The organism is Candidatus Pantoea symbiotica, assembly GCF_056491525.1.
The window spans coordinates 3,932,821-3,947,115 of the sequence record NZ_JBSZHR010000002.1 but is presented as its reverse complement, the minus strand read 5'-3'; the positions used below and the strand labels follow the sequence as shown (position 1 = coordinate 3,947,115).

Sequence of the window (14,295 nt, the reverse complement as noted above, 5' to 3'; positions counted from 1 at the left end):
TATTGTTTAAACTACGCCGCCTGTCGCGTCTGAAGTCGCGTTTACGTCGGCGTTCAGCCCATCGCTTCGTCCACTCTTCTGCTACGCGACCCTCTCTCAGACGACGTCACCGTAAGGAGTGAGCATGTCATCGCAGCAGATTGATTGGGATCAGCGCCTCATCGAAAAATACAATTACGCTGGCCCGCGCTATACCTCTTATCCCACCGCGCTTGAGTTTAGTGAGAACTTTAGTGAGGCAGATTTTCAGCACGCCGTGCAGCGCTATCCCGATCGTCCGTTATCGCTGTATGTGCATATTCCGTTTTGCCATCGTCTTTGCTACTTCTGTGGCTGCAATAAAATCGTGACGCGCCAGCTGCATAAAGCCGATCGCTACCTCGATGTGCTGGAGCAGGAAATCCGCCAGCGTGCGCCCTTGTTTGCGGGCCGCTGCGTCACTCAGCTGCATTGGGGCGGCGGTACGCCGACATTCCTCAACCAGCAGCAGGTGAGCCGGCTGGTGGCGCTGCTACGCGATCATTTTACCATTGCCGATGATGTTGAAATGTCGATCGAAGTTGATCCACGTGAAATCGAACTGGAGATGATCGATCATCTGCGCGCGGAAGGTTTCAATCGTCTGAGCATGGGCGTGCAGGACTTTAATAAAGCAGTGCAGGAGCGCGTGAATCGCGTGCAGGATGAAGAAACCATCTTTGCGCTGGTGCAGCGTGCGCGTGAGCAGGGCTTCCGTTCGGTTAGCCTCGATCTGATTTATGGCTTGCCGCTGCAGACGCCGGAAAGCTTCGCCTTCACTTTACAGCGTGTTATTGCACTCAATCCCGATCGCCTCAGCGTCTTCAACTATGCGCACATGCCAGCGCTGTTCGCTGCGCAGCGCAAGATTAAAGATGACGAGCTGCCAGGCGCGGCACAGAAACTGCAAATCCTGCAGGAAACCATCGCCACCTTAACCGGCGAAGGTTACCAGTTTATCGGCATGGATCACTTCGCGCGTCCGGATGATGAACTGGCGGTGGCACAACGCGCCGGCGAACTGCATCGTAATTTTCAGGGCTACACCACTCAGGGCGAAACCGATCTGCTCGGTTTGGGCGTGTCGGCCATCAGTATGCTGGGCGACAGCTATGCGCAAAATCACAAAGAGTTGAAAGCCTATTACGCAGATGTCGAGCAGCGCGGCAATGCGCTGTGGCGCGGGCTCACGTTGAGTGACGATGATTGTTTGCGCCGCGATGTGATTAAAGCCTTAATCTGCAATTTCGCACTGGATTTTGCCGCGATAGAAGCGCAATACCCGATTGAGTTTGAACGTTATTTTGCCGAGGATTTAGCGCTGTCAGCGCCGCTGGTGGCGGATGGATTAGTGGAACAGCGCGGTCGCAGCCTGCACGTTACTGGCGTTGGGCGTTTGCTGATTCGAAACATTTGTATGTGCTTCGATGTGTATATGCGCCAAAAGGTGCGCATGCAGCAGTTCTCGCGAGTGATATAAAAAAGGGGAGCCCATTCGCTCCCCTGTATTAACACGCACAACGTGCGCGTTATTCCATTCCCAGCTCTTTCAGCTTACGCGTCAAGGTATTACGTCCCCAGCCGAGCAAGCGTGCCGCTTCCTGTTTGTGCCCTTGCGTGTGACGCAGCGCGGTGGTGAGCAGCGTGCGCTCCATCTCCGGCTGTGCTTCCGACAACAGGTTTTGATGACCGGAACGCAAGGCGCGATCTGCCCACTGCGCCAGCAGCGTGGCCCAGCTATCCGGCAACGATTGCACCGGATTGTCTGGCGTGCTGGATTCAAACAGTTCAGGCGGAAGATCCTGAATCAATACTTCCTGGCCAGCTGCCATCACCGTCAACCAGCGACAGGTATTTTCCAGCTGGCGCACGTTACCGGACCAATGCAGACGCGTCAGCGCGGTTTCGGTTTCCGGATGCAGAATCTTCGCTTCCACGCCTAACTCACGCGCAGCGACCTGCAGGAAGTAACGCGCCAGGCGCGGAATATCTTCGCGGCGTTCACGCAGCGGCGGCAGATGAACGCGAATCACGTTAAGACGATGGAACAAGTCTTCACGGAATTTGCCTTCCTGCACGCGCAGCTCAAGATTCTGGTGGGTTGCCGCGATGATACGCACATCCACTTTCACCGGCGCATAGCCGCCAACGCGATAAAACTGGCCATCGGCCAAAACGCGCAATAAGCGGGTTTGCACATCAAGCGGCATGTCACCAATTTCATCGAGGAACAGCGTGCCGCCATCGGCCTGCTCAAAACGTCCCTGACGAATCTGGTTAGCACCGGTAAACGCGCCTTTCTCGTGACCAAACAGCTCTGATTCAATCAAATCTTTGGGTATCGCCGCCATGTTCAGCGCGATAAAAGGGGACTTCGCACGCGGACTATGACGATGCAGCGCATGGGCGACCAACTCTTTACCGGTACCGGATTCACCGTTGATCAGCACGCTAATTGAGGAGCGTGAAAGACGACCAATGATGCGGAACACATCCTGCATGGCCGGCGCTTCGCCGATAATGTCGGTGGTTGGGCCGCTGACGGGCTGATTACGCGGCTGCTGCTGTTCCTGATAATGGCTAATCGCACGCTCAACCAGCGCCACCGCTTCATCAATATCAAACGGCTTTGGCAGGTAATCAAACGCACCTTGCTGATAAGCGCTGACGGCGGCATCCAGATCGGAGTGCGCGGTCATAATGATGACCGGCAGCATCGGATGGCGCTGCTTAATCTGTTTCAGAAGCGCAAGTCCATCCATGCCAGGCATACGAATGTCTGACAATAATACGTCTGGGGTTTTGCTTGCGAGCGCGTCCAATACCTCGTTAGCGCTGTCAAAGGTTGCACAGCTCAAACCGGCTCCAGTGAGTGCCCTTTCAAGCACCCAGCGGATGGAGCTATCGTCATCGACGATCCAGACTATCCCTCGTTGCATAGAAACCTCACTGGCGAATAGGCAGGTAAACCGAGAATTCGGTGTGTCCTGGCCAACTGTTAAATTCTATTTTCCCTGAATGCTGATCGATCAGGCTACGGGCGATGGACAGACCTAAACCGGTGCCGCCTTCGCGTCCGCTAACCATCGGATAGAACAGGGTGTCTTGTAGCTGGGCCGGAATCCCTGGGCCATCATCTTCAATATCAATACGTGCAACTAAACGATAACGCGTGCCATGCAGCGTGAGCTGGAAGGCAGTACGCGTGCGAATCACAATGGTGCCGCCCTCATCGCCTAAGGCTTGCAGCGCGTTACGCACCACATTCAACAGCACCTGTTCAATCTGGTCGGGATCGTGCGGCAGTTCCGGCAGGCTTGGATCGTAATCACGCACCAGCGAGACGTTATCCGGCAACTCCATCGACACCAGATTCACCACGCGCTCGGCGACCTGATGAATGCTTTGCGTTACGTGCAAGCCCGGTTGTTGCGGGCCGAGCAGACGATCAACCAGATTACGCAGTCGGTCGGCTTGCTCAATGATGATGCGCGTATATTCATGCAGGGAAGGATCGGGTAACGCACGAGTCAGCAACTGCGCGGCGCCACGTAATCCTCCCAGCGGGTTTTTGATTTCATGCGCCAGACCGCGCACTAAATCGCGGGCAGCGACCTGCTGAGCATGCTGAATTTGTTCCTGGCTGAGACGACGTTGATTATCCATCGGCGCCATTTCCAGCAGAATAAAGCCATCCGGTAAGCGCTGTGCCGTGAGCGACATTATGTGCGCGCGACCATCGACCACCAACGTGACTTCGCTATCGGTGAAGCCCTGGCCAGCTCCGAGACTCTCGCTCATCACCTCAATATTCAGCGAAAAATAGCCGGTTAATTCCGGTAATGGCGTGCCGAACAATTTACGTGAGCTTTGCGCCAGTAATTGCTGAGCCGCCGGATTGGCGTAATGGATAACTAAATCGTTATCGACCAGCAAAATACTGTTGATCAGGGAGTTGAGAATCTGCCCCGCGTCGGGCAGCGTGCCAGTTGCCATACAGCGTTCCTCTGCACTAATTTAGTGCATTATAGCCTTTCAGGACGGAAATCTGTGCTTCGAACCATGAATGCGCGGAGAAAAAAGCCCATCCGAAGATGGGCTAAAGTTTCCACGGCAATATAAAATCTTCGGCGTCTTTTACACCGCCGCTGCGTTGGCTGCACTCGTTCACCCGAGTCACTGAGTTATCTCAGCTCCCCGGGATTCTCTCGATTGCCGCCTTGCGGCGATGCAAAATCCGCGAATCTTTAATGCTGATTAAACGCTGTAGTACAGTTCGAACTCAACTGGGTGCGGAGTCATACGCACGCGGTCAACGTCTGGCTTACGCAGTTCGATGTATGCATCGATAGCGTCATCAGTGAACACGCCGCCACGGGTCAGGAACTCGCGATCTTCGTTCAGTGCGTTCAGTGCTTCTTCCAGAGAACCTGCAACTTTTGGAATCTCAGCTTCTTCTTCCGGAGGCAGGTCATACAAGTTTTTGTCCATCGCATCGCCAGGGTGGATCTTGTTGATAACACCATCAAGACCGGCCATCAGCAGCGCGGTGAATGCCAGGTATGGGTTAGCCGCTGGATCCGGGAAGCGTGCTTCGATACGACGCGCTTTCGGGCTAGCAACCACTGGAATACGGATAGAAGCAGAACGGTTACGGGCAGAGTAAGCCAGCATAACGGGTGCTTCGTAGCCTGGTACCAGACGCTTGTATGAGTTGGTGGTTGGGTTCGCCAGGGCGTTGATCGCTTTAGCGTGCTTGATGATACCGCCGATGTAGAACAGAGCAGTTTCAGACAGGCCGCCGTACTTGTCGCCAGAGAACAGGTTCACGCCGCCTTTTGACAGGGACATGTGGCAGTGCATACCAGAACCGTTATCGCCAAACATTGGCTTAGGCATGAAGGTTGCAGTTTTGCCGTACGCGTGAGCAACGTTGTGCACCACGTATTTGTAGATCTGAATTTCGTCAGCTTTTTTGGTCATGGTGTTGAAGCGGGTTGCCACTTCGTTCTGACCAGCAGTTGCTACTTCGTGGTGATGTGCTTCAACCACCAGACCCATCTGCTCCATGGTCAGACACATAGCAGAACGGATGTCCTGTGCTGAGTCAACCGGTGGCACTGGGAAGTAACCGCCTTTCAGACCTGGACGGTGACCTTTGTTACCGCCTTCGTACTCTTTACCGGTGTTCCATGCTGCTTCGATATCGTCGATAGCAACGTGTGAACCTGAAGTAGAAGAACCGAAACGGATGTCATCGAACAGGAAGAACTCTGGCTCTGGTCCAAACAGCACGGTATCCGCGATGCCTGAAGAACGCAGGAACTCTTCTGCACGCTTAGCAATGGAGCGTGGGTCACGGTCGTAGCCCTGCAGTGTGCCTGGCTCAAGGATGTCGCAACGGATGATCAGGGTCGAGTCTTCGAAGAACGGATCCATTACTGCAGTGGTTGCATCCGGCATCAGCACCATGTCTGATTCGTTAATGCCTTTCCAGCCACCGATGGAGGAGCCATCGAACATTTTGCCTTCTTCGAAGAAGTCAGCGTTAACCTGGTGAGCAGGGATAGTAACGTGCTGTTCTTTACCTTTGGTATCGGTAAAACGCAGGTCAACAAACTTAACTTCATGCTCGTTCATCATCGAGAGAACGTGTTCAGCGGACATACTCAACTCTCCTGGAAATGGTCATTATCGTCATGGTGAGAGAACTTCGTTGCCGGGAATGTGTCACGACTGCTGACTATTCCTAACCAAAGATCTCGGCAAGCTCTATCAACCGTTTTATAACTGTCGTTTTCGCTTAAAATATATAAAGCGAATTCTGTGCCAACTTTATGACAATGGTGAAAATGGCGCTACAATGCGCCCTTTCGTGAGTCGAAGGCTGCACCAGGATGGATTGCATGCATCGTTATGGTGCACCATGGGTGAAGTTAAGCACTAAATTGGTGCAAATTGCCATCGCAGTGCAGATTAATGCACCGTAAACGGTGCTAAAAACCAGCGCTACGAGAAACTTTCGGCGAAATCTGTGATCATGTTCAGTCTTCCGCTTAATCCGTGTACAATACCGCGTTATTTCTATAATGCCTGAGGCAAAGCTGTGATCGAAAATTTGCGTAACATCGCCATCATCGCGCACGTTGACCATGGTAAGACCACCCTGGTTGACAAGCTGCTCCAACAGTCCGGTACTTTTGATGCTCGTACCGAAGCGACTGAGCGCGTAATGGACTCCAACGATTTGGAGAAAGAGCGTGGGATTACCATCCTCGCAAAAAACACCGCCATCAAATGGAATGACTACCGTATCAACATCGTTGATACCCCAGGACACGCCGACTTCGGTGGTGAAGTGGAGCGCGTCATGTCCATGGTGGATTCGGTGCTGCTGGTTGTAGATGCGATGGATGGCCCTATGCCGCAAACCCGCTTCGTAACCAAGAAAGCATTTGCTCATGGTTTGAAGCCGATTGTGGTTATCAACAAAGTTGACCGTCCGGGCGCGCGTCCTGATTGGGTTGTTGATCAGGTATTTGACCTGTTCGTTAACCTGGATGCGACTGACGAGCAGCTGGACTTCCCGATCATCTTCGCTTCGGCGTTGAATGGTATCGCGGGTCTGGAACACACCGACATGGCTGACGACATGACCCCGCTGTATCAGGCGATCGTTGACCACGTTTCTCCACCTCAGGTTGAAGTTGAAGCGCCACTGCAGATGCAAATCTCGCAGCTGGACTACAACAACTATCTGGGCGTAATCGGCATCGGCCGCATCAAGCGCGGTACCGTGAAGCCGAACCAGCAAGTCACTATCATTGATAGCGAAGGCAAAACCCGTAACGGTAAAGTCGGTAAAGTGCTGGGCCACCTTGGTCTGGAGCGTATCGAAAGCACCCTGGCGGAAGCGGGCGACATCATCGCGATCACCGGTCTGGGCGAGCTGAACATCTCTGACACCATCTGCGACACGCAGAATGTGGAAGCGTTGCCAGCCCTGAGCGTCGACGAACCAACCGTAACCATGTTCTTCAACGTGAACACCTCACCGTTCTGCGGTAAAGAAGGTAAGTTCGTGACTTCGCGCCAGATCCTGGAGCGTTTGAACAAAGAGCTGGTACACAACGTGGCACTGCGCGTTGAAGAAACCGAAGATTCGGATGCGTTCCGCGTTTCTGGTCGTGGTGAGCTGCACTTGTCGGTTCTGATCGAGAACATGCGTCGTGAAGGTTTCGAGCTGGCGGTATCCCGTCCGAAAGTAATCTTCCGCGAGTTCGAAGGCCGTAAGCAAGAGCCATTCGAAAACGTGACCCTCGACATCGAAGAAACCCATCAGGGTTCTGTGATGCAAGCGATGGGTGAGCGTAAAGGCGACCTGAAAAACATGGATCCAGATGGCAAAGGCCGTGTACGTCTTGACTACATGATCCCAAGCCGTGGTCTGATCGGCTTCCGTAACGAATTCATGACCATGACTTCAGGTACCGGTCTGCTGTACTCCACCTTCAGCCACTACGACGACGTTCGTCCAGGCGAAGTGGGCCAGCGTCAGAACGGCGTGCTGATCTCAAACGGTCAGGGTAAAGCGGTCGCGTTCGCCCTGTTCGGTCTGCAGGATCGCGGTAAGCTGTTCCTGGGTCACGGTGCGGAAGTATATGAAGGCCAGATCATCGGTATTCACAGCCGTTCTAACGACCTGACAGTAAACTGCCTGACCGGTAAGAAACTGACCAACATGCGTGCGTCAGGTACTGACGAAGCCACCACTCTGGTTCCACCGCAGAAAATGACGCTGGAACAGGCTATCGAGTTCATCGATGATGACGAACTGGTAGAAGTGACTCCGTTGTCAGTCCGTATTCGTAAACGTCACCTGACCGAGAACGATCGTAAGCGTTCTTCTCGCGGCAGCAAAGAGTAAGCGAAACAGTCTGATATTGAGCCCCGCACTTGCGGGGCTTTTTTATGCCTGCAACCCGCTGCAACGCTCGCTTAATGAAGTTTGGCTCCGCTTCCAGATTACTGATTTCCCGCCTTTCGTCCCTGTTCAGCTCCCACTTTTGCCGCTAAAGTGAATGATCCAGGGAACGAAAAGGAGAGGCGTCATGCTGTACATCTTTGATTTAGGCAATGTGATTGTTGATATCGATTTCAATCGTGTGCTCGGCGTCTGGAGCGATTTGGGGCGCGTGCCGTTATCCACGCTGCAAAGTCGTTTCCGCATGGATGAGGCTTTTGAGCAACACGAACGCGGCGAAATCAGCGATCCTGAATTTGCTGCACGTATCTGCGACCAGCTGGATATCGCGCTGAGCTATCCGCAATTCACCGCTGGCTGGCAGGCGGTCTTTGTCGGCGTGCGTCCGGAAACGCTGGCGATCATGAACAAACTGCGTGCCAATGGCGAGCGCGTAGTGATCCTGTCGAATACCAATCAGCTGCATTTCGAGTTCTGGCCAACCCAATATCCCGATGTTCAACAGGCGGCCGATCATCTTTATATGTCGCAGGATATCGGCATGCGTAAGCCAGAAGCGCGCATCTATAACTATGTGCTGCAGCACGAAGGTTATCAGGCCAATCAGGCGGTGTTTTTCGATGATAACCAGGCCAATATCGACGCTGCGCGCGCGCTTGGCATTGAAAGCGTGCTGGTGGTTGATGATAAAACCGTGCCGGACTGGTTTGCGGGTCGTCTCTGAGTGCTGAACCAACGACATCTGCGCCACTCGGCGCATGCCTTTTATTTGTGGGTAAAACTGCTGTGGCGACGCATTGACGATGACAACATGACGACGCAGGCGGGTAATCTCGCCTACGTTTCATTGCTGGCATTGGTGCCGCTGATTGCCGTGGTGTTCGCACTGTTTGCTGCTTTTCCGATGTTCTCGGATATCAGCGTGCAGTTGAAGAACTTCATCTTTACCAACTTCATCCCGGCAACGGGCGACGTGATTCAGCGTTATCTTGACCAGTTCGTCGCCAACGTCAATAAGATGACGGCGATCGGTATTGTGGGGTTGATCGTCACCGCGCTGCTGCTGATGCATTCGGTGGATAGCGCATTGAACGCCATCTGGCGCAGCGATAAGCCGCGTCCGATGGTCTATTCGTTTGCCGTTTACTGGATGATCTTAACGCTCGGGCCACTGCTGGCCGGGGCAAGCTTAGCGCTCAGCTCCTATCTGTTGTCAATGCGCTGGTTGAGTGTGACAGGCGTAACCAGTCTGGTTGATCAGCTGCTCCGTATTTTCCCGCTGTGCCTCTCCATCCTCGCTTTCTGGCTGCTATACAGCATTGTGCCGACGCGGCGCGTGCCCACGCGCGATGCACTGATCGGCGCCATCGTTGCTGGATTGCTGTTCGAGCTGGGCAAAAAAGGCTTTGCGCTCTATGTTACGATGTTCCCTTCGTATCAGTTAATTTACGGCGTTCTGGCGGTCATCCCCATTCTGTTCCTTTGGGTCTATTGGTCGTGGTGTATTGTGTTGTTAGGCGCGGAAATCACCGTCACGCTGGATGACTATCGCCAGCTAAAACAGCAGGAACGCGAAAAAGAACGTGAGGAAACATGATTGCTTTGATTCAGCGCGTCAGCCGCGCCAGTGTTAGCGTTGACGATGCGACAGTGGGCGAAATTGGCAATGGATTATTGGTGTTATTGGGTGTGGAAAAGGGCGACGACGAACAAAAAGCACAGCGTTTAACCGAGCGCGTGCTGGGCTACCGCATCTTTGCGGATGAGAATGACAAAATGAATCTCAATGTGCAGCAGGCGGGTGGCAGCGTGCTGGTGGTGTCGCAATTTACTCTCGCCGCAGATACCAATAAAGGGATGCGTCCCTCTTTCTCTGGCGGCGCAGAACCGGCGGAAGCCGAGCGCCTCTATGAATACTTTAGCGATTGCTGCCGAGCACAGGGCGTGACCACCGCAAACGGGCGCTTCGCCGCCAACATGCAGGTTTCGTTAGTAAACGATGGTCCGGTGACCTTCTGGTTACAGGTGTGAGGTTTTCAGCCGAGCGGCAAGGACTTAGCCACGCAAGCTCCGAACGAGAGAATCACTTTATGTATCATCTTCGCGTACCGCAAACGGCGGAAGAGCTGGATATGTATTACCAGTTCCGCTGGGAAATGTTACGAAAGCCGCTGCGTCAGCCGCAGGGTTCTGAGCGTGATGCCTGGGATGCGCTGGCACATCATCAAATGGTGGTGGATGAGCAGGGCAAACCAGTGGCGATCGGCCGTCTGTACATCAACGCCGAGAACGAAGCTGCGATTCGCTTCCTCGCCGTGCATCCTTCCGTGCAGGGCAAAGGTCTTGGCACGCTGGTGGCGATGACGCTGGAATCGGTCGCGCGTCAGGAAGGGGCGAAACGCGTCACCTGTAGCGCGCGTGAAGACGCCGTCGAATTCTTTGCCAAACTTGGCTACGTTAATCAGGGAGAAATCACCGCGCCGCAAACCACGCCGGTGCGTCACTTCCTGATGATCAAACCAGTCGTGACGCTCGACGATATTCTGCATCGCGCCGACTGGTGCGGGCAGCTGCAACAGGCCTGGTACGAACACATCCCGCTGAGTGAAAAAATGGGCGTGCGCATTCTGCAATATACCGGGCAGAAATTTGTTACCACCATGCCTGAAGCGGGCAACCAAAATCCTCATCACACCTTATTTGCGGGCAGCTTGTTCTCGCTCGCCACGCTAACCGGCTGGGGTTTGATTTGGCTATTGCTGCGCGAGCGTCATCTCGGCGGCACAATTATTCTGGCGGATGCGCACATTCGCTACAGCAAACCTATCAGCGGCCGTCCGGGCGCAATTGCCGATCTCGGCTCGCTTAGCGGCGATCTTGATCGTCTGGCGCGAGGCCGTAAAGCGCGCGTGCAGATGGAAGTGGAGCTGTTTGGTGATGATGAGCTGGGCGCGGTATTCGAAGGCGTGTATATCGTGCTGCCCGCCGATTCGGACGGGGCGCTAGAAGAGGGTGGCTCCGGCGCCCGTATCAATTAGCATGTAAGGTCGCCATTCATGGCGACCTTCTTATTTAAACTCACTGAACCCTTACTGAACCTGCCCGCCCCGCATCGTCTGCTGCACCGACTGCGCATCGGTCGTCACCGACAACGTACCATCCATGCTTGGGCGCAGCGGCGCGCTGGCGTTCAACGAACCTTTCACCTGCAGCTGCAAATTACTGTTCCCGCTCAACTGCAGCGTTGGCCAACCCCAATTTCCCAGCACGTTTGCCGGCACAGCCTGGCCTTTCAGATTCAGCGTCAGCGGACGTTGCGCATCCTGCCCAACCGTTGCTGAACCTTCCAGTAAACCGCTGCCGTTAAAGGCGCTCAACTCCGTTACCTGAATCTGCTGGTCATTGGCATTCAGCGCAATGGATGGATGGCGCAGATCGGTGCGATTGAAGGTGGCTTCAGCCGCGTTGAAGCTCGCTTTACCGGCCCAGACTCCCCACTGATGTTGACGCGCCAGCAGCAGGTTATCTGCGCTGCCATCCAGTGACGTCATCTGGAACGGGAACGCCGGATTGATATCAATAATCAGGTTACGGTTAGCGGTGGCGCGCGTTATCAGCACGCTATCCAGCCAATCCGGTAAGGTTTGCTGCCAGCGTTCACGCCAGTTTTGCGGCAAGGTATATTCCAGCCCGGCGATCGCCAGTTCATCAAGCGTCAGACGTTTATCGCTGCGCGTCCAGTTGCCGCTGGCACGGACCACGCCATTCACCCAACGCGAACTGAACTGTGTCAGCGCTATGCCCTGCGGCGAGAGATCGGCATTAACGATAGGATCGTTGAGCTCAAAGCCACCGTTAATGAAATTTCCGGCGTTCATTGAGAGAGAACCGCCATCGCTTTCCCAGTCATCGCCGCGTAGCGTGACATTTTTCAGGGTTAAATCGAGATCGGTCACCGCCCAATCAGGTCCTTGCAGGCGCGCATCGGTCATATCAAGACGGTTGATGCTCACTGAAGGCACATCGCGCAGTGGATTGAGGAAGTCGCTCAGGCTTTGATGGGTTTGCAGGCGGATATCGTTGAGGCGCAGTTGGTCGATCTTCCAGTTACCCTGCGCATCACGTTCGGCGTTGCCGGTCATCGAACCGCGCGCGAGATCGGCGCCGATATTGCTCAGCACCAGTCGACGTTGCTTAATGCTGCCCTGCAGCAGCACGTTGTTGCCCGGTACGCCATCCAGCGTCAGAGTGCCGGCGCTGATCTGGAACTGCGCGTCGCTGCCCAGCACGTCGTTAGGCAGCGGTTTCCACGGCAGAAGACCGCCGTTCACGCGCTGAGCGGTCATCGGCAACGCGCTATGCGGATTCTCAATACGCACATTATTCAACTGCAGGCGATTGGCCTGAATGGGCAGCGTGGTATCGGGCGCTTGATTAGCCAGATTGATTTCACCGTCGCGTATTTCGATGCTGTTGAAGTGCAGCGGATCGCTGAACTGAACCAGCGCAAGGCCGAGATCAACGCGTTTCGCCACCAACACGGCGGGCTGGCCATCATGGCCAAAGCTGAAGTCATCGAGAATGATGTGCGAAGGAGAGGAGAAGTCGTGCTCAATCTTGCTGAGAGAGAGATGCCAGGCGGTTTTATCGCTTACCCAGCGGCTAAACCAACCTGCGCCCCATTGTGTTTGCAGCAACACATACAGCACTACCAGCGCCAGCAGAATTAGCAGCAGTAAGGTAAGGAAAAACTTGCCTAAAAATTTCATCGCACTCATCCATCCCGATATTTATCCGGTGAGTGGTTGTTATGCCTGAATTACCGTTACAGCTCAACAGCCTGGATGTAAATGCGGATAAATATCAGGCAGGCCGAAGCCTGCCGTCTGGATTACTTTTCTTGCGGGAAGATTAGGTTCAGCACGATGGCGGTAATACCACCGGCCGCAATACCAGATGAAAGCAGGGTTTTCAGCCAGTCAGGTGCAAATTGCAGAATCAGTGGCTGCTGAGAAACGCCCAAACCTACCGCCAGCGACAGCGCAATAATCATGATGGCACGACGATTCAGCGGCTCGCGTGAAACAATACGCACGCCAGATGCGGCGATAGTACCGAACATCACAATGGTTGCACCGCCCAGCACCGGTTCTGGAATGTGCTGCACAAAACCGCTTACAGCCGGGAACAGGCCAAGCACGATCAGCATCAGCGCCACGACAAACCCCACATAGCGGCTGGCAACGCCGGTAAGTTGAATCACGCCGTTGTTCTGGCCAAAACAGGAGTTCGGGAAGGTATTGAACAGCGCCGAGACAAAGGAGTTGAGCCCGTTTGCCAACACGCCACCTTTCAGACGCTTCATATACAGCGGACCACTCACCGGCTGCTCGGAAACATCAGAGGTCGCGGTGATGTCGCCGATGGTTTCCAGCGAGGTCACCATAAACACTAACATCAGCGGGATCAGCAGATTCCAGTCAAAGCCCAGGCCGTAGTAGAGCGGCGATGGCACGGCAATCAGCGGCTGATCGGCTGGCGTGCTGGTGGCGGGCAGCATATCCAGCGCCCAGGCCAGCGCATAACCTACCGCCATTGCGATTACCAGCGAAGCCACGCGCAGATAAGCATTACGCTGACGATTGAGCAGGATAATCACCACCAATACCGAAGCCGCCAGCAATAAGTTTTTCGGGGCACCGAACGTGTGATCGCTAATCGCAGCAAAGCCGCCGCCGATAGAGGTCAAACCGACCTGAATCAGCGACAGGCCAATAATCATCACCACAATGCCGGAAACCAGCGGCGTAATGATGCGGCGCGCCAGGTGCAACACGCGTGAAAGCACCATTTCGGTACAAGACGCTACCATCAGCGTGCCAAACAGCGCCGCCATCATGGTTGGAACATCAACGCCGCCGTTTTTCAGCGCCATCCCGCCCATGATCAGCGGCGTGACGAAGTTAAAGCTGGTGCCCTGGATCGACAACAGTCCGGAACCCACCGGTCCCCAGGTTTTGATTTGCAGAATCGATGCCACGCCCGAAGCAAACAGCGACATGCTGATGATGTGCTGCGTATCCTGCGCCGGTAAACCCAGCGCCTGGCAAATTAATAGCGCGGGCGTAATCACCGCGACAAACATCGCCAGCAAATGCTGACAGGCAGCAAACAAGGTTTGTGGTAACGGTGGACGGTCTTCGAGGCGATAAATCAGTTCACTTTTCGGGCTTGCAGCGCTGGCAGGCTGGCGAGTTTCAGCGGTGTTGACGGACATGGTGGACGTTCTCAAT

At 54.5% G+C, this 14,295-nt stretch carries 11 protein-coding genes; 6 read left to right on the top strand and 5 right to left on the bottom strand.

Going from position 1 to position 14,295, the window contains the following annotated elements; translation table 11 throughout:
- Positions 1 to 124: 124 nt before the first annotated feature.
- On the top strand, positions 125 to 1,498 hold the full coding sequence (gene hemN / locus ACXIZX_RS19025; RefSeq protein ID WP_479404725.1) for an oxygen-independent coproporphyrinogen III oxidase: 1,374 nt from the start codon (positions 125 to 127) through the stop codon (positions 1,496 to 1,498).
- A gap of 49 nt (positions 1,499 to 1,547) precedes the next feature.
- Here hemN and glnG read toward each other — a convergent pair whose 3' ends face one another.
- The 3 genes from glnG to glnA all read right to left on the bottom strand — a co-directional run bounded on the left by glnG (position 1,548) and on the right by glnA (position 5,685).
- Positions 1,548 to 2,957 carry a nitrogen regulation protein NR(I) gene (glnG, locus tag ACXIZX_RS19020; protein ID WP_008109800.1) on the bottom strand — a complete coding sequence of 470 codons (1,410 nt, stop codon included), beginning with the start codon at positions 2,955 to 2,957 and terminating at the stop codon, positions 1,548 to 1,550.
- 7 nt (positions 2,958 to 2,964) lie between these two features.
- Positions 2,965 to 4,014: a nitrogen regulation protein NR(II) gene (gene glnL, locus ACXIZX_RS19015; RefSeq protein WP_008109798.1), complete on the bottom strand. Its 1,050-nt coding sequence runs from the start codon at positions 4,012 to 4,014 to the stop codon at positions 2,965 to 2,967.
- 261 nt (positions 4,015 to 4,275) lie between these two features.
- Positions 4,276 to 5,685 (bottom strand): glutamate--ammonia ligase, encoded by a 1,410-nt coding sequence (gene glnA / locus ACXIZX_RS19010; protein ID WP_008109796.1) that lies wholly within the window; start codon positions 5,683 to 5,685, stop codon positions 4,276 to 4,278.
- 439 nt (positions 5,686 to 6,124) lie between these two features.
- Here glnA and typA point away from each other — a divergent pair, with 439 nt between their 5' ends.
- From typA to fabY, 5 genes are all read left to right on the top strand, one after another.
- Positions 6,125 to 7,945 carry a ribosome-dependent GTPase TypA gene (gene typA, locus ACXIZX_RS19005; protein WP_007885247.1) on the top strand — a complete coding sequence of 607 codons (1,821 nt, stop codon included), beginning with the start codon at positions 6,125 to 6,127 and terminating at the stop codon, positions 7,943 to 7,945.
- 184 nt (positions 7,946 to 8,129) lie between these two features.
- Positions 8,130 to 8,726, top strand: a complete 597-nt coding sequence (yihX, locus tag ACXIZX_RS19000; protein ID WP_008109792.1) for a glucose-1-phosphatase — start codon at positions 8,130 to 8,132, stop codon at positions 8,724 to 8,726.
- A gap of 3 nt (positions 8,727 to 8,729) precedes the next feature.
- Positions 8,730 to 9,599, top strand: coding sequence for a virulence factor BrkB family protein (locus ACXIZX_RS18995; RefSeq protein ID WP_479404897.1), 870 nt, complete (start codon positions 8,730 to 8,732; stop codon positions 9,597 to 9,599).
- A complete protein-coding gene (gene dtd / locus ACXIZX_RS18990; protein ID WP_154194899.1) occupies positions 9,596 to 10,033 on the top strand; it encodes a D-aminoacyl-tRNA deacylase in 438 nt (145 codons plus the stop codon). The genes ACXIZX_RS18995 and dtd overlap by 4 nt, the downstream gene beginning before the upstream one ends.
- A gap of 59 nt (positions 10,034 to 10,092) precedes the next feature.
- A complete protein-coding gene (fabY, locus tag ACXIZX_RS18985) occupies positions 10,093 to 11,040 on the top strand; it encodes a fatty acid biosynthesis protein FabY (RefSeq protein ID WP_008109787.1) in 948 nt (315 codons plus the stop codon).
- Between the two features lie 51 nt (positions 11,041 to 11,091).
- Here the strand turns inward: fabY and ACXIZX_RS18980 are convergent, their stop codons facing one another.
- Both ACXIZX_RS18980 and ACXIZX_RS18975 read right to left on the bottom strand, forming a co-directional pair.
- A complete protein-coding gene (locus ACXIZX_RS18980; protein WP_479404724.1) occupies positions 11,092 to 12,771 on the bottom strand; it encodes an AsmA family protein in 1,680 nt (559 codons plus the stop codon).
- 122 nt (positions 12,772 to 12,893) lie between these two features.
- Positions 12,894 to 14,279, bottom strand: coding sequence for a nucleobase:cation symporter-2 family protein (locus tag ACXIZX_RS18975; RefSeq protein WP_179453158.1), 1,386 nt, complete (start codon positions 14,277 to 14,279; stop codon positions 12,894 to 12,896).
- Positions 14,280 to 14,295: the final 16 nt, after the last annotated feature.

What these genes read in the sequence shown, in the direction of transcription:
- hemN (WP_479404725.1), top strand. Translation starts at nt 125, where the DNA reads ATGTCATCGCAGCAGATTGATTGGGATCAGCGCCTCATCGAAAAATAC.
- glnG (WP_008109800.1), bottom strand. Translation starts at nt 2,957, where the DNA reads ATGCAACGAGGGATAGTCTGGATCGTCGATGACGATAGCTCCATCCGC.
- glnL (WP_008109798.1), bottom strand. Translation starts at nt 4,014, where the DNA reads ATGGCAACTGGCACGCTGCCCGACGCGGGGCAGATTCTCAACTCCCTG.
- glnA (WP_008109796.1), bottom strand. Translation starts at nt 5,685, where the DNA reads ATGTCCGCTGAACACGTTCTCTCGATGATGAACGAGCATGAAGTTAAG.
- yihX (WP_008109792.1), top strand. Translation starts at nt 8,130, where the DNA reads ATGCTGTACATCTTTGATTTAGGCAATGTGATTGTTGATATCGATTTC.
- dtd (WP_154194899.1), top strand. Translation starts at nt 9,596, where the DNA reads ATGATTGCTTTGATTCAGCGCGTCAGCCGCGCCAGTGTTAGCGTTGAC.
- fabY (WP_008109787.1), top strand. Translation starts at nt 10,093, where the DNA reads ATGTATCATCTTCGCGTACCGCAAACGGCGGAAGAGCTGGATATGTAT.
- ACXIZX_RS18980 (WP_479404724.1), bottom strand. Translation starts at nt 12,771, where the DNA reads ATGAAATTTTTAGGCAAGTTTTTCCTTACCTTACTGCTGCTAATTCTG.
- ACXIZX_RS18975 (WP_179453158.1), bottom strand. Translation starts at nt 14,279, where the DNA reads ATGTCCGTCAACACCGCTGAAACTCGCCAGCCTGCCAGCGCTGCAAGC.